The sequence below is a fragment of the Tardiphaga sp. 37S4 genome (assembly GCF_021044645.1).
GTDB lineage: Bacteria > Pseudomonadota > Alphaproteobacteria > Rhizobiales > Xanthobacteraceae > Tardiphaga > Tardiphaga robiniae.
On the sequence record NZ_CP088008.1, the window covers coordinates 4,109,835 to 4,125,204 of the forward strand.

General features: G+C 61.5%; 14 protein-coding genes. 7 read left to right on the plus strand and 7 right to left on the minus strand.

Features of this window, described 5'->3' with window-relative positions; genetic code table 11:
• Window positions 1-67: 67 nt before the first annotated feature.
• Window positions 68-1,189, minus strand: a complete 1,122-nt coding sequence (locus LPB73_RS19480; RefSeq protein ID WP_414716809.1) for an HPP family protein — start codon at window positions 1,187-1,189, stop codon at window positions 68-70.
• Window positions 1,190-1,392: 203 nt separating this feature from the next.
• On the opposite strand from LPB73_RS19480, the gene LPB73_RS19485 reads away from it, so the two are divergent.
• The 3 genes from LPB73_RS19485 (at window position 1,393) to LPB73_RS19495 (ending at window position 2,853) form a co-directional block, all read left to right on the plus strand.
• A complete protein-coding gene (locus tag LPB73_RS19485; RefSeq protein WP_231077889.1) occupies window positions 1,393-1,917 on the plus strand; it encodes a carboxymuconolactone decarboxylase family protein in 525 nt (174 codons plus the stop codon).
• Between the two features lie 41 nt (window positions 1,918-1,958).
• The gene (gene ybaK, locus LPB73_RS19490) at window positions 1,959-2,432 is read left to right on the plus strand and encodes a Cys-tRNA(Pro) deacylase (protein ID WP_231077890.1); all 474 of its coding nucleotides are present in this window, start codon (window positions 1,959-1,961) and stop codon (window positions 2,430-2,432) included.
• 118 nt (window positions 2,433-2,550) lie between these two features.
• Window positions 2,551-2,853: a DUF3551 domain-containing protein gene (locus LPB73_RS19495; protein ID WP_231077891.1), complete on the plus strand. Its 303-nt coding sequence runs from the start codon at window positions 2,551-2,553 to the stop codon at window positions 2,851-2,853.
• A 105-nt stretch (window positions 2,854-2,958) separates the two neighbouring features.
• Here the strand turns inward: LPB73_RS19495 and LPB73_RS19500 are convergent, their stop codons facing one another.
• From LPB73_RS19500 to LPB73_RS19515, 4 genes are all read right to left on the minus strand, one after another.
• Window positions 2,959-3,144, minus strand: coding sequence for a hypothetical protein (locus LPB73_RS19500; RefSeq protein WP_231077892.1), 186 nt, complete (start codon window positions 3,142-3,144; stop codon window positions 2,959-2,961).
• Window positions 3,141-4,295: a PepSY-associated TM helix domain-containing protein gene (locus tag LPB73_RS19505; protein WP_349768813.1), complete on the minus strand. Its 1,155-nt coding sequence runs from the start codon at window positions 4,293-4,295 to the stop codon at window positions 3,141-3,143. The genes LPB73_RS19500 and LPB73_RS19505 overlap by 4 nt, the downstream gene beginning before the upstream one ends.
• Before the next feature lie 133 nt (window positions 4,296-4,428).
• Window positions 4,429-6,699 (minus strand): TonB-dependent siderophore receptor, encoded by a 2,271-nt coding sequence (locus LPB73_RS19510; RefSeq protein ID WP_231077893.1) that lies wholly within the window; start codon window positions 6,697-6,699, stop codon window positions 4,429-4,431.
• A 274-nt stretch (window positions 6,700-6,973) separates the two neighbouring features.
• Window positions 6,974-8,683: a methyl-accepting chemotaxis protein gene (locus LPB73_RS19515; protein WP_231077894.1), complete on the minus strand. Its 1,710-nt coding sequence runs from the start codon at window positions 8,681-8,683 to the stop codon at window positions 6,974-6,976.
• 367 nt (window positions 8,684-9,050) lie between these two features.
• Between LPB73_RS19515 and LPB73_RS19520 the strand changes: the two genes are divergently transcribed.
• Both LPB73_RS19520 and LPB73_RS19525 read left to right on the plus strand, forming a co-directional pair.
• Window positions 9,051-9,965, plus strand: a complete 915-nt coding sequence (locus tag LPB73_RS19520) for a DMT family transporter (RefSeq protein WP_231081194.1) — start codon at window positions 9,051-9,053, stop codon at window positions 9,963-9,965.
• A gap of 48 nt (window positions 9,966-10,013) precedes the next feature.
• Complete coding sequence (locus tag LPB73_RS19525; RefSeq protein ID WP_231077895.1) at window positions 10,014-10,817, plus strand: sugar phosphate isomerase/epimerase family protein; 804 nt, start codon at window positions 10,014-10,016, stop codon at window positions 10,815-10,817.
• 62 nt (window positions 10,818-10,879) lie between these two features.
• Here LPB73_RS19525 and LPB73_RS19530 read toward each other — a convergent pair whose 3' ends face one another.
• Window positions 10,880-11,173: an antibiotic biosynthesis monooxygenase gene (locus LPB73_RS19530; protein WP_089263582.1), complete on the minus strand. Its 294-nt coding sequence runs from the start codon at window positions 11,171-11,173 to the stop codon at window positions 10,880-10,882.
• A 153-nt stretch (window positions 11,174-11,326) separates the two neighbouring features.
• Entirely contained in the window at window positions 11,327-12,298 is a 972-nt protein-coding gene (gene mbfA / locus LPB73_RS19535; protein WP_089261682.1) for an iron exporter MbfA, read from the minus strand.
• A 406-nt stretch (window positions 12,299-12,704) separates the two neighbouring features.
• Here mbfA and LPB73_RS19540 point away from each other — a divergent pair, with 406 nt between their 5' ends.
• The gene (locus LPB73_RS19540) at window positions 12,705-13,691 is read left to right on the plus strand and encodes a Bug family tripartite tricarboxylate transporter substrate binding protein (RefSeq protein ID WP_231077896.1); all 987 of its coding nucleotides are present in this window, start codon (window positions 12,705-12,707) and stop codon (window positions 13,689-13,691) included.
• A gap of 284 nt (window positions 13,692-13,975) precedes the next feature.
• A complete protein-coding gene (locus LPB73_RS19545; protein ID WP_093759289.1) occupies window positions 13,976-15,331 on the plus strand; it encodes an esterase-like activity of phytase family protein in 1,356 nt (451 codons plus the stop codon).
• The last annotated feature ends 39 nt before the right edge of the window (window positions 15,332-15,370 follow it).

The following is a 15,370-nucleotide window of genomic DNA, read 5'->3' on the forward strand; positions in this document are numbered from 1 at the left end:
CCAGCTACAGATTGTTCAACCGAATTGCAGCTTCATTCCGTCCACGGACTTGCAGGTGCGCGATCGCCTACACGGCAACAGGAACAAGCTTCGCGACGGCGCTGAGCAAATCGGTCTGGGTGATCAGCCCCTGAATTATGCGGTCCTGATCGACGATGATGACGGCGTGCGTTCGTCCATCGGTCAGCGTCGGCAGCAAGGTCACCGCGGGCGTCTGCATCGTCGCCGTCGCTGCGGGCGACATGGATTTTCCGACATCGCCCGATTCTTTCATCAGCTCGCGGAGGCCGACCGTTCCGACGAGCTGTCCCTGCTTGCCCAGAACGGGGAGCGTGCGGACATTGTGCAGGAGCAGCCGCGAGCGGGCCAGCTCGGCACTATCCCGCAATCCGACCGTGACGACATCGCGCGACATGATGTCTCCGCACAGGATCGTGCCGTGCGAACGCAGCATGGCTTGCAGTTCGACCTGCCGCAGCAATGTTTCGAGATCATCGGGGCTGATATCGAAGGTCTCGCTGAGCGCTTCCAGCGCCTTGTCGATATCCTCGGCGCGAAAGCCAACCCGGAGCTCCGGGCTGATGTCCGATGTCTGATGCGGATTTGCTGATGGCACCGGCGCCCTGTGCGGATAGGTCCGCCGCGAGATCTTGTGGAACAGATAGCCCAGCCCGACCAGAAGCACCGAGTTCAGGCCAACGGGCACGAATGGAAACAGATATCCCGATGCGGTCACGATGGGCCCGCCGATGATGGCCGTCAGCGCCGTGGCGCCGCCGGGCGGATGCAGGCAGCGCGCAAAGGACATCGCGGCGATGGCGAGTGATACGCCGAAGCCGATCGCCAAGATCTGATCGGGCACCAGATGCGCGACAGCGACACCGATCAAAGCCGAGATGGTGTTACCGCCAATGATCGCCCAAGGCTGGGCCAGCGGACTGGTCGGGACTGCAAAGAGGAGCACAGCGGAAGCGCCCAGCGGCGCCACGATCAGCGGCAGGCTGGAGCTGTCGCCCAGCACAGATCGGCAGATCAATCCCGTGAGCACGATGCCCAGCAGTGCACCCAGGCAAGCAATCATACGCTCGCCAAGCCGTGCCCCCGCCAGGATGGGGACGAACAGTCGAATACCTGTCTTGCGAGGTGCAACGTCGCTCGAAACGTTCCTTGGGTCTTCTCTTTTTGTCATTGAATCGAGACCGGCGCATGGCCCCGCCAGAATGACGGGCCCCCCTTTGACCACTATGCGCAAGCGCCTGCAATGTTGAATACGACACGCAGGCCTGACGATCGCGATCTGGCAGAGCTATCCCTGCTCGGCTACAACGGCACGGCCATTCGCCCGAACGCGCCCCATCAGGAGGGCGCGACGGCGATCTCAAGGGAGGACCCATGGCCCGCATCGACTACAGCGACCCCGCCACAGCCAGCGAACGCACCCGCGAGATCCTCGGCAAGAACCGCAATGCCAACATCTTCCGCATGATGGCGCATTCGCCCAGTTACCTCGAACAATATTGCCGGCTCGGCGGCGCCATCCGCAACAAGGGCGAGCTCGATCCCGTCATCCGCGAACTGGCGATCACCCGCACCGGCATTCTTTGCGAGGCGCCGTATGAAGTCGCCGCACACAAGCGCATCGGCGGCTATGTGGGCGTGTCAAACGAACAGAACGCCGCGTTGGACGACTGGCAGGCGGCGACATGTTTCGATGACACGCAGCGCGCGGCGCTGGCGTTCACCGATGAGATCGTCAAACTGCATCGCCCCACCGACGCGACCTTCAAGGCGATCGCAGCCAGGCTGACGCCGGGCGCGCTGGTGGAATTGCAGCTCGCGGTCGGCTTCTACATCATGACCTCGAAATTCCTCGAAAGTTTTGCTATCGACATGCAGCCCGTGTCCGAGGTCGTCTGAATTCACCACTGCTTGAGCGTCCCAATTCCCTTGAGTCTGACATGTCCAAAACCACCCGTGCCACGCAGACGCTGAGCAAGCTCGGCGCCGCGTTCACCCTGCATACCTACGATTACGACCCCGACGCCGAGAGCATCGGCCTGCAGGCAGCGGAAGCGCTTGGCATTGCGCCGCAACGCATGTTGAAGACGCTGATGGCCGAGGTGGATGGCAAGCCGGTCTGCGTCGTCGTGCCCTCCGACAAGGAGGTCAGCATGAAGAAGCTCGCCGGAGCGTTTCACGGCAAGAGCGCGAAGATGATGCGCCCGGCCGACGCCGAACGGATGACCGGCTATCACGTCGGCGGTATCAGCCCGTTCGGACAAAAGAAGCGCGTGCCGGTCGCCATAGAGCAGGCGGCATTGTCGGAAAATACGGTCTATCTCAATGGCGGCCAGCGCGGGCTGCAGATCGAGATTGCGCCGGAGGCCGCACGGGCAGCACTGGATGCGATGGCGGCCACACTGACGGACTGATGCGCATCACCGCTGTTTGAAGCTCGGGTATGCCGGTGTGATCACGATCCACTGTCGCAGGCGGGAACAGCAATGTAGGCTGCGCATTATCGATTTCAGACCTCAAGGGAGAATCGACATGCGCTCAATCCTGGCAGCAGCTGCACTTCTGGTCGTGATGGGCGCCACGCCCTCCATGGCCCGCGAATATCCATGGTGCTCGCGCACCTCGGCCACCGGCTTCAATCCGAGCTGTACGTTCACCTCCTATAACCAGTGCATGGCCACCGTGAGCGGCCAGCGCGGCGACTGCATGCAGAACCCGATGCTGGCGTACGGCGACCAGCGCCGCGGCCAGAGCCGCGCGATACGCGGTCAGCAGGACGGTTGGGACAATGGATGGAATAACGGCTGGAACAATAACTGGGATCGGCGCTGGTAACCTCATAGGCCAGCGGCGGATTAGCTGAAGGCATAATCTGCCGTTGGCATTACGATGCCGGAGAAGCGGCGGATTACGCTTCGCTGGTCCACCCTGCTTTCTCAGTCACTTCCGGCAATACGCCCACACCACGATCGCGATCGGCAGCCCGACGCCGAACCACGCAAAATAGCGGCCGGGATCGCCGGCGAGCAGCGCCGACAGCAAGCCTGCCAGCGATAAGACGCCGACAACGATCGGCGCGCCGAACACGCGCCACCAGCTCGCCCTGCGCTCCTGCACCTCGCTCATGACGATCGTCCAAGTGCTGCCGTCGCGCCGGCAGACAGCCGCGCCCCGCGCCTGACCTTGCTGCGCTTGACCGCCCACAGATACAGCCCGCTGCCAAGCACGATGATGGTGAAGACCGTGAGCAGCGCCCAGATGATCTTCAGCGGCATGCCGCCATAGTCGCCGAAATGCAGCGGCTGCGAGACGAGCACGGCTTTCAGATAGGTCGGTAGCTCGCTGGTATCGGAGACCTCACCGGTCTCCCCATCGAGCAGCACGGGTTTCACCAGCCGTGAGGTCAGCGGGGTATCGCCGCGCAAGAAGACCGCGAAGTGATGCGTCGATGTGAACGGCGTGCCGGGGAATGCGACGAAGGCTGGGTCCATGCCCGGCGCGACCTTCATGGCATTGCCAAGGACCTTGTCCAGCGACGCGAGCTGCGCCGGTGTCGGCTTGCCGGCATAGGGCGCAGCCATGGCAGCCAATTCGTTACGCTGCCAGATACCGAGCATGACCTCGGCATAGGCATTGATGACACCGGTGCCGCCGACCACCAGCGCCCACACGATGGTCACCACGCCGAGCAGATTGTGCCAGTCGAGCCACAACACCCGGCGCGATTTTTGTTTGCGGATCGCCGCGAAATTCAGCCGGCGCGTGAACGGCCAATACAGCACCACGCCGGAGATGATGGCGATCATGAAGAGGAAACCCATAACGCCCATGAACCACTTGCCGGGGAGACCGAGATACATGTCGGTGTGTAGCCGCAACATCACCAGCATCGGGCCGGTGCCGAGCAGACCCACCGGTTTCGCCGTATAGGCATCGAATGCCTTCACCACCGTGGTCTGCGGATCGGAGGTCACCGACGTGTTGGTGAAGGTCGAGACCATGCCGGGCTCGTCCTTATCCCAGGCCATATAGAGCAACACACTGCCGGGATGATCTGCGATCGCCGCGCGGCCGATGGCATCCAGGCTGAGCTTCGCCGCGCCCGGTACATGCACATCCATCTTCGGCGCATAGCCAAGCGCCTCGTCGATGTCATGATGAAAGATCAACGGCAGGCCCGTGAGGCACAGCAGCAGCAGAAAGACGGTTGAGACAAGGCTGGTCCATTTGTGGATCAGCGACCAGATGCGGGCCGTACGCGCTTTCAGGGGATCGATCCTTCTTCAGCTATTGAAAATGTCGTCCCCGGCAAGCCGGAGACGACATGAGCAGATCATTTTGACGTGGCGACCGTGCGGCGAGCTTGACGTATGGCGACCTATTGTCGTGCCGGCTCGCTCGCCCGTACCGTTACCACTTGTAGCCGATGCTGCCGGTCACCCGGCGTCGATCGCCATAGAAGCAGGCATTCGCGGTCGAGCAGTTGGCGACATAGATCTCGTCGGTGACGTTGTTGGCGTTGACGGCAAAGCGCCAATTCTGCCAGTCGTAGTGAACGGCGAGATCGCCGAGTACGCGCGACGGAACCGAGAGTGTATTGGCCTGATCGGCGAAGGACGAGCCGACGTAGCGCACGCCGCCGCCGAAGCCGAAGCCACGCAGGATGCCGTCCTGGAAGGTGTAGTCGGCCCAACCCGACGCAAGCTGGCGCGGCGTGTTGGTCGGCACCTTGCCGACGATCGTCCCATCGCCGTCCTTGCTCACGAAGAGATTGTAGGTCGTGAACGAGCCAACAACCTTGAGCCCCGGCGCGAGATTAGCGACGGCTTCCAGTTCGAGACCACGCGACGTCTGCTCGCCATTCTGGATCGACTGCAGCGGATTAAGCGGGTCGGCGGTCAGCACGTTTTGACGCTTGAGGTCGAAATAGGCAAAACTGAAGTGACCATCGAAGCCGACCGGCTGATACTTGACGCCGACCTCGGCCTGCCGGCCAGTTTCCGGCAACAACAGCGTGTTGGTGGAGAAATTAAGCCCGATCACCGGATTGTAGCTGGTGGCATACGACACATAGGGCGCCAAACCGTTGTCGAAGTTGTAGATCAGACCGGCTCGGCCACTGAACTTGCTGTCGTCACGCCCCAATACGGCAGCGTTCGGATTGCGACCGACATCGTTGACGTCGACCCAGTCATTGCGGCCGCTCAGCACCAGCGTGAAGCGGTCGAGCTTGATTTGATCCTGCAGATAGACGCCAAGCTGCTGCTGCGTCAGGTTCGAGTTGCGAAACGGCGTCGACGTGATCGGCGGCGCGCCGCTATAGACGGGATTGATCACGTTCAAGTTGCCAGCAGAACCAGAAGCCTGCACGTCGCTGATGGAATAGTATTTCAGATCGAGGCCGAACAGCGCGGTATGGCTGAGGATGCCTGTGGTGAAACGATATTCGACCTGGCTATCCATGTTGGCCTGATCGGCAATGCCCCGCGTGGCGAACGAGAAGCGCGACAAATCTCCGGTCGTTGCGTTTGCAAGACCACCGCCGGTGACACCTGCGTAGTTCACGTCGACATGGGCGAAGCGCGCATTCTGCCGAAAGGTGACGTTGTCGGACAGATGGTGCTCGAACTGATAGCCGAGCATTTCCTGCTCGCGTTTGAAATGATCGAAGCTCGGCTCACCCGAATAGAAGCTGGTCGGAATCCGCCCGAACGGACCATTGGTCACCGTGCCCACATAAGGCAGGAAGTTAGCCGGGCGGGTCTCGTTGTAGGAGGCCGAACCCAGAATGGTCAGCGTGGTATCGACATTCGGCTTCCAGGTCAGCGACGGCGCGATGAAGTAGTTGTTGTTCGGCGTAAAGTCTGTCTGCGTGCCGCCGTTCTGCACCTGGCCAACGATGCGGGTGTAGAGCTCGCCATTGCCTGGAGCCAGCTTGATCGGCGTATTGATGTCGAAGCCGAAATAGGCATTGCCGAAGTTATCGACGCCGGTTTCGATATAACGGATCGGCTGTGCCTGCGGCATCTTGCTGACGACGTTGACGAGACCGCTGGGGCTCGAGCCGCCATAGAGGATCGCCGACGGACCGCGCAGGATTTCGACGCGCTCCATGTTGAACGGCTGCAGCTTCCAGCTTGCATAAGAGGTGTAGAACAGCTGGAGACCGTCGAGGAACACGCTGTTGTCGTCCGACTTGAAACCGCGGATGAGGAACCAGTCGTTGCGGAAGTCGGAGCCGAAGGTGCCGGCTGCAACACCCGGCACATAGCGCAGGACGTCGTCGAAGCTGCGAGGCCTCTGATCGCGGATCTGCTCGGCGCCGACCACCGAGATCGCCTGTGGCGTCTCGTTGATCGGCGTGTTGGTCTTCGTGCCGGTCGAGCTGCGATTGGCGACATAGCCCTGGATCGGACCGCGCGGGCTTTCCACGAACACGTTGCTGCGCGGGGGCTGCGCCACCGGACGCGGGGCGACGGCGGTGCGGGCGCGCGGCGTGCGGCTCGGCGCGGCGGCCGCGCGGCGACGCTGCTGCGGCTGGTTGACGACCACGGGCGGCAAAGGCTGCGCACCGGTCTGCGTGGAACTGGACTGCGCCAGCGACGTATCGAGCGTGACGACGCTGAGCGCGCAGACCGACGACAGAAGCGCGAGACGCGACAGACGAATGGTGTTGTTCAAGGCGATCCCCAAATCTCATCCGCATCGACATATTCGATGATGGATGCCCTCATATGATGGATCGGGGTTAGAGGGACGGCCGCGTCACCGCCAATAGAAGCGTTCCAAATAACAAGCATTCTGCGGCAGTGTGACATCACTGCCGCAGATTTTAATGGTTCTAAATTCAGCGGGTATTTTTCTCAGCAAGATGCAGTCCAGGCGCGACGGTTATGTCTGCCCGCAAATAGTTGTGGCGCCGTCGCGCGCGATTCTTGTCTTTCCCGGTGGATAGTTACGCGGCGCGCACCGAGCGCAGGAAGTTGCCGACCTCCTGCTTCAGTCGCGTGCTTTCGCTGGACAGCGACTGTGCCGCGGACAGAACCTGCGATGACGCCGAGCCTGCTTCTTCGACGCCGCGCTGCACGTCGGTGATGTTCGAACTCACCTGCATCGTGCCTGCTGCGGCCTGCTGCACGTTGCGCGAAATCTCCTGCGTGGTGGCGCCCTGCTCTTCAACGGCCGATGCGATGGCGGACGCAATCTCCGACATCTGACCGATAGTCATGGAGATCTCCTTGATAGCCGACACCGAATCCTCGGTCGCCTTCTGGATGCCGCTGACCTGCTGGCTGATCTCGCCAGTCGCCTTCGCGGTCTGCTCGGCCAGCGCTTTCACTTCGGCGGCAACCACCGCAAAGCCGCGACCGGCTTCGCCGGCGCGCGCGGCCTCGATGGTCGCGTTGAGCGCCAGCAGATTGGTCTGGCCCGCGATATTGTTGATCAGCTCGACGACATCGCCGATGCGTGCCGCGGCCGTCGCCAGTTCGCTGACGCGGTTGTTGGTATTGTCAGCCTGCGCAACAGCCTCGCTGGCGATGCGCGCGGCGCCCTGCACCTGGCGGCTGATCTCGTGCACCGACGACGACATTTCCTCGGTGGCGGATGCGACCGACTGCACATTGGTGGCAGCTTCTTCCGATGCCGCCGACACCGCGATCGCCAAAGCCTGCGAGCGATCCGACGTTGCCGTCAATGTGGTGGCCGAACCTTCCAGTTCCTTCGAGGCAGCCGATACGGTCTCGACGATCTGCCCGACGGCGCCTTCGAAATCGGCGGCGAGCTTCATCATATCCGCCTTGCGCTGTTCGGCAGTGCGGCTTTCCGTAGCGATCTGCGCGACCTTCATGCGCTCGACTTCGAGGCCGTTCTCCTTGAATACACTCAGCGCCGTCATGATCTCCCCGATCTCGTCGGCGCGCTTGCTTGCCGGAACGTCGACGGTGAGGTCTCCTTTGGCGAGCTTGTTCATCGTGGCGATGCTTGCCTTCAACGGACGCACCACGCTGCTGCGCGCCACAACATAGCTGACAATGATGGCGAGCAGCATCACGCCGAGCGTCGCATAGATAATGGTCCAGAGCGTGTCGTTGGCGGTTTCGAGAAACTCGACCTTCTTGATGCCCACATAGAGAATGCCGATCACGTTGCGGCTGGCGTCGAAGATCGGATCATAGACGGTCATATACGGCTCGCCGAGGATGGCCACTTCACCGCGGAACGCGGTCTTGCCATTGAAGACCGCGTCATAGGCGGGTCCTTTCGCCAGCTGCGTGCCGATGGCACGCGTACCATCCGGCTTCATCACGTTGGTGGAGATGCGGGTATCATTCATGAAGATCGTTGCGGTGCCGCCGACCAGCGTCTTGATCTTGTCGACCGCTGCGAAATTGCCGTTCAGCGGCTTGCCGTCCGCCAGCAGCTTGCCATCCGCGATACTGTACTTGTCGCCGCTCTCACGCAGCACGTTCCAGGCGACACGCATGTTGGTCTCGACCCGCTCCGTCGCGGATTTGGCGGCGCCCTGTTCGAGCACATATTTGGCGACCAACGTGATGCAGATGCCGAGGATGAGAATGCCGGAGACCGTCATCAACATGATGCGCGGGCCAAGACCGAGACCCCGACGACGGCCGGGTTTGGGTTGGGAGGCGGACAACGGCATTGCGATCTCCTGTCGCGCCGACCCCTCGGTCGTGCGCTCAAAGCCGAACGGCTCCAGACACACTCACTGCACAACGTCGAGGAGGTATCCGGACCCGCAATTCAAGAAACAAGTTCCATCATTATGATTCAGTTCTATCGGCTAGCCGTTCGAAAGCGGTTAATGTTCGCCTGGCGGAAAAGGTATAATCGTCTGATTTTGCGTGATTTTCGGCATCGGAATACCTGAATCGAAGCTCATTCTCGGCGTCCATTCGACGCATCTACCGATGCGCGCTCCGTTGCCGCGCATGGTGCCCGCGCGCCAGCGTGACTTGTGCCACCCGGCGAACTGCCGCCTATGGAAAGCTGCATTGACCATCGAGCCGATGACCCCTTCCGCTCCGCCGCGACAAACGATCGTCGGCTGGTTCGCCAACCAGCCTTATCTCCTGCTCAGCCTCACCTCGCTGTTCTGGGCCGGGAATATCGTGCTCGGCCGCTATGTCGCCGGCCACGTCCCGCCGGTGACACTGGCCTGCGTGCGCTGGATCGGAGCCTTTTTCCTGTTGCTGCCCTTCGCCTGGACGCATCTGCGCACGGACTGGCCGGTTCTCCGCGCCCAACTTTCTCTCATGACGATGCTGGCGCTGACCGGCTTCGCCGCCAATACGGTGCTGGCCTATTGGGGCCTGCAATACACGCAGGCCCTGAACGCGCTGCTGATCCAGTCGTCGGGCCCGCTCTGCGTCGCGCTGTGGACGCTGATCCTGTTCGGCGTGCGGCTGACGGTGGCGCAACTGCTCGGCATTGTGGTCTCCATGGCCGGCGTGCTGATCATCATCCTGCGCGGCGATCTCACCGCACTGGCCAGTATCCAGATCAACAAGGGCGATGCGATGCTGTTCGCAGCGCTCCTGGTGTTCGGCATCTATTCGGCGCTGATGCTGCGGCGACCGGTGACTCACCCGATGTCGCTGATCGCCTTCACCACCGCCGGCGGCGCGATCCTGACCCTGCCGGTCAGCATCTGGGAACTCAATTCGGGTTCGCCGCTGATCTTCGACACCGTGACGCTGCTGACGCTCGCCTATGCTATGATCTTTCCATCAGCGCTGGCCTATCTGTTTTTCAATCGCGGCATCGCGCTGATCGGCCCGAATCGGGCGGCACCATTTCTGCATCTCATGCCGGTGTTCGGATCGGTATTGGCCATCGCGTTTCTCGGCGAGCAGCCGCAACTGTTTCACCTTATCGGCTACGTGCTGGTGCTGTCAGGCGTGTTTATCGCATCACGGCGATAGACCGAACATCCGCTCCGGCCAGCCTGACATCGGGAGTAGAAACATCACATGACCGTTTTCTCGCTCGCCCACCTCACCGTGCTATCGCTGGCGCCGCCAGAGATGATCGATGTTGCCGCGCGCTGCGGCTACCGGAGTGTCGGACTGAGACTGATCGCCGTGACCGCGGAAAGCCCTGGCTACCCGCTGATGAACGACAAGGCGATGATGCGGCAAACCAAGGCGCGTCTCGCCGATACCGGACTGCACGTGCTCGATATTGAACTCGTCAAGATCACGCCCGGGATCGACGTCGCGGCGCTTGAGCCGATACTCACCGCCGGCGCGGAGCTCGGAGCCCGCCATGTCATCGTCGCGCCCTATGATCCCGACTTGTCCCGCCTCGCCGACCGACTGGCGGCCATCGCCGATCTTACGGCGCGATATGGCATCATGCCGGTGATGGAGTTCTTTCCCTGGACCAATGTGTCGAACCTGCGCAAGGCGCGCGCCATCGTCGAGACCGCAGGCCGCGCCAATGCGGGTATCCTTGTCGATACGCTGCATTTCGACCGCTCCGACAGCAGCCTCGCCGAACTCGACGACATGCCATCGCGCTTGCTGCCGTTTTTCCATTTTTGCGATGCTCCGGCGGAGAAGCCTGGCACGGTGGAAGGACTGCTGCACACCGCGCGCTCTGAACGGCTGCCACCCGGCGACGGCGGCATCGATCTCTGCGCCATCGCCGCGCACCTGCCGAAGCATATTCCGGTCGCGCTCGAAGTGCCGATGGATGCGCTGACCCGGGAGCGCGGCCCCGAAGAAGTCGCGCGCCGCGCAATCGCCGGCGCGAAGCGCCTGCTGGGAGATTGAGAATCTAGCGAGTAATCTACGCGCACATGCCACCGCCCGGCATAGCGCCTGTCCCGCGCGCGTTATGCCAACGTATGAACGATAACCGGCCCGGCTATCGCTGTGGCTGGTCCAATCAGCAAGGGCGCCAGATTCTGTTCGCTCCACGCGAGCCCGCGTCGGTTCGACTCCTCGGCGCCCGCGAAATTGTTGAAGATGCTGATCGCCGTCACCGTATCGTCGGACGCATAGACCACATAATAGGCCATGAAACCTTCGACATCACTGATGATCGGAATGGCACCTTCCTTGATCCTGCGCGTCAGTTCCTCAGCCATGCCGGTCTTTGCCTTGCTCTGACGAATGGCAGCATACATGGGACGCTCCTTCACCCGTAAGCTGCCCGCGATCGCACCTGCCGCGATCATGCATCGCACACACTCATCATCGGCGGGACGAGCAGCAGGGTTTCCCGCGCGTAGAACCTACGCCATCCCGCGCAACGACGCCATCTGACGCCTCCCCACCCACTACGCGCCTCCGATCAATATTCCCACCGCCAGAACGATGACGCCGCCAAGCACCACCTGAAAGACGGCCTGCAGGAACGGCGTATCCATATAGCGCGCCCTGATATAGGCGATGGCCCAGAGTTCGAAAAAAACGACGACACCCGCGATGGCCGTCGCGATCCAGAATGCATTCGGCCAGCTGTCCGGCACGAGATAAGGCAGAGTATGGCCGAGACCGCCCAGCGTCGTCATCAGCCCGCAGATGCCGCCACGCAACCACGGCGAGCCGCGTCCGGTCATAGAGCCATCGTCCGACAGCGCTTCGGCGAAACCCATGCTGATGCCGGCGCCGATCGACGCGGCGAGGCCAACAAGGAATGTCTGCCAGTTGTGATGTGTTGCAAACGCGGCCGCAAACAGCGGCGCCAGCGTGGATACGGAGCCGTCCATCAAGCCCGCAAGACCAGGCTGAACATACTGCAGGACGAACATCCGGTGGCGGGTGTTGTCCTCCATCGTACGAACGTCGGACGTCAGGATGGCATCCGATAATTTGGCCGCGAGATGCTCGTGTCCTTTTTCCAGCTCGGCCAGATCGCCCAGCAACTTGCGAACGCCGACATCCGTCGCCTGCTCGGCAGCCCTGGCGTAAAAACGCTCGGCCTCAAACTCCATCCTCTCGGCTTCCTTGCGGATAGTGTCGAGCGACAGGTTACGCGTGAGCCAGATTGGTCGGCGGCGGATGAAGCCCTTGACGTCTTCGCGCCGGATCGGCGGAAGGTTCGGTCCGAAGCGCTTCTCATACATCTGCAACAGCAGATGTCGATGGCCCTTTTCTTCTTCGGCCATCTCGCTGAAGACTTTCGCGGAATCGGGATAGCGCTCTGCCAGATCCTCGGCGAAGCTGAGATAGATCCGGCTGTCCTCTTCCTCGCTGGAGATCGCAACCGCCAGCACCTCGCGTTCGGTGAGCTCCGAAAACGCCTTCATATCAAAGCCTTACTTAATTTAGAATTATTCTAATTTATATAGGAGCTGCTTTGCATTTGTCAAAGAGCTTCGCGCCTGCGCGGCGCTGAACCTGTCCGCTGGTCGGGAAGCAATAGCGGGGACGAGAAGGACCGCGGCGAAACGATCGTGCTTGCTCCGGAGCTTGCACCGGCATTCGCACCGACCTCGACGCGGAGATGCTGCGGATCAGCGGCCGTCTGCAGGTGCCGTCGCTCACGAACGCGATAAGGTCGACCCGGTGCAGCAGAAGTCGCTGCATGGCCTACACCATCGACAGCGCGCTCACCTGAACTGCATACCTTTCCGCTTCCGTGCGTCACCGACCTCCGCTAGTTTGCCCGCAACAAATGTGGGCTACCAAAGCCGATTCAGGGAGAAAAGCGGAATGCACGGACTTTCAGTTCTTCGCGGTGTGGCGAGCGCATGGTTTATCGGAGCGCTACTGTTGGCGACCCCGGATGCCATCGCACAAACCGCGAATTATCCAAACCGGGCGATCACGCTGGTGCTCCCTTTCGCCGCAGGCAGCGGCACCGACACCACGACGCGCCTGATCGCCAAGGAACTCGGCACCGCACTGAACGCCAACACCGTGATCGACAACAAGGCCGGCGCCAATGGCTCGATCGCCGCCAGTTTCGTCGCTCGCGCCCCCGCCGACGGTTACACGCTGTTCGTCACGACCAACACGACGCATTCGGCCAATCCTTTTCTGCTCAAGACCATGAGCTATGATCCGATCAAGGATTTCACGCCGATCGCGCGCACCGGCGACCTGCCCTTCATGCTGGTGATCAATCCCGAGATTCCCGCCAACTCCGTGGAAGAGCTGATCGCGCTCGCCAAGAAAGAGCCGGGCAAGTACTCCTACGCATCGGGCAGTTCGTCGGCGATCGTCTCGGGCGCGACCTTTGCCCGCCTCGCCAAGCTCGATCTCCTGCACGTGCCTTACAAGAGCTCACCACCGGCGCTCACCGATGTCATCGCCGGCCGTGTCAGCATGATGTTCGTCGACGTTCCGACCGGCCTGCCGCATGTCAACGCCAAGGCGTTGAAGTCGCTTGCGGTGACCACCAAGTATCGCTCCAAGCTTCTGCCCGACCTTCCGACCATGGACGAGGCCGGCGTGAAGGGCTTCGACATCACCTCGTGGCAGGGCTATCTCGGCCCGGCCAACATGCCGAAGGACATCGTCGTCAAGCTCAACGCCGAAATCCGCAAGATCGTCGAACGCCCCGAGATCCAGAAAGACCTCGCCAACCGCGGCATGGAAGCCTTCTCCGGTACGCCGGAAGAGTTCGACGCCTTCCTGAAGGATCAGCTCAAGGTGTGGGAGAAGCTGATCACGGATGCGGGGATCGAGAAGCAGTAGGCGCATTTCAGATAGAACCGCACGGCAGGTATGTTCGTCATGCCCGGCGAATGCCGGGTATCTACGTCTCGGCCACAAAGAAGACGTGGATGGCCGGGACGAGCCCGGCCATGACGATGGTTTTGCGTGGGTTGAACGAAGAGGAACCGCGCCTAACCCGCAGACTCGGCGACTGCATGTCGCAGGGTTTTCCCCTCTCGTCATTTTCTTGTCACGGAACTGTCAGCGCAGCGTAACGCCCGCGCCTCAGAACACGCCGCATGGTCACCACAAGGAGACACACCATGCGCAGCACATTCCTCTGCTCCGTCGCTTCCCTCGTCATGCTCACATCCGCCGCTTTCGCCCAGACCGAAGGTGAATTCCCCGCCAAGCTCGCCGGCCATGCCGTGCTGCCGGCGACGTCGACCATCGATGCGCCTGCGGATGCGCCGAACGACCTGAAGACCTCGGGCAAATACACCACCGGCAAGCGCGTCGACGCGCTCGGCACCGTGATGGGCAAGTCCTATGAGCGCGCCACCGGCATCTCGCTGCCGATGAAGGGCCAGCCGCTGCAGGGCCATTCCGGCATCAAGGTGATGCCCGACGGTTCGTTCTGGGTGCTGACCGACAACGGCGCCGGCTCGCGCTACAATTCGGCCGACTACATGATCTATCTCAATCATCACAAGATCGACTGGAAAAACGGCAAGGTCGAGCGTCAGGCCACCGTGTTCCTGCACGATCCCGACAAGAAGGTGCCGTTCCGCATCGTTCATGAAGACACCGCCAAGCGCTACCTGACCGGCGCCGATGTCGACACCGAAGGCTTCCAGATCGTCGGCGACAATTTCTGGATCGGCGAGGAATTCGGCCCCTACATCATCAAGGCCGACAAGACCGGCAAGGTTCTGGCTGTGTTCGACACCGTCGCCGACGGCAAGCCGGTGCGTTCGCCCGACCATTGGTCGGTGCAGTCGCCGGGCGCACCGGGCGCCACCTACACCACCGTCAACCTGCGCCGCTCCAAGGGCTATGAAGGCTTCGCCTCCTCCAAGGATGGCAAGTTCCTATACGGCCTGCTCGAAGGCCCGATCTGGGATGCCGAGAAGAAGGACTGGGAAAAGGTCGACGGCAAGGAAGCTTCGCGCATCCTGGAATTCGACGTCGCCAACGAGAAGTTCACCGGTCGCTACTGGCAGTACGTGTTCGAACAGAACGGCAATGCCATCGGCGACTTCAACATGATCACCGCCGACAACGGCCTGATCATCGAGCGTGACAATGGCGAAGGCACCAAGGACAAGGCCTGCGCCGACGGCAAGCGCGGTGAAGACTGCTTCCCGGATCTCGCCAAGTTCAAGAAGGTCTACAAGATCGAACTGAACGACGCCAATGTCGGCAAGCCCGTTCGCAAGATTGGTTTCATCGACCTGATGAAGATCCAGGACCCGAACAAGCTGGCCCGCAAGCCGCTGAATGACGGCGTGCTGACCTTCCCGTTCTTCACCATCGAGAACGTCGACCAGGTTGATGCCACCCACATCATCGTCGGCAACGACAACAACCTGCCGTTCTCGTCGAGCCGCGAGCCGAACAAGGCCGACGACAACGAGTTCGTGCTGCTCGAAGTCGCCGACTTCCTGAAGGCGAAGTAATCAACGCGAGCAGGCATCAGCCTGAACGACGAAAGCCCT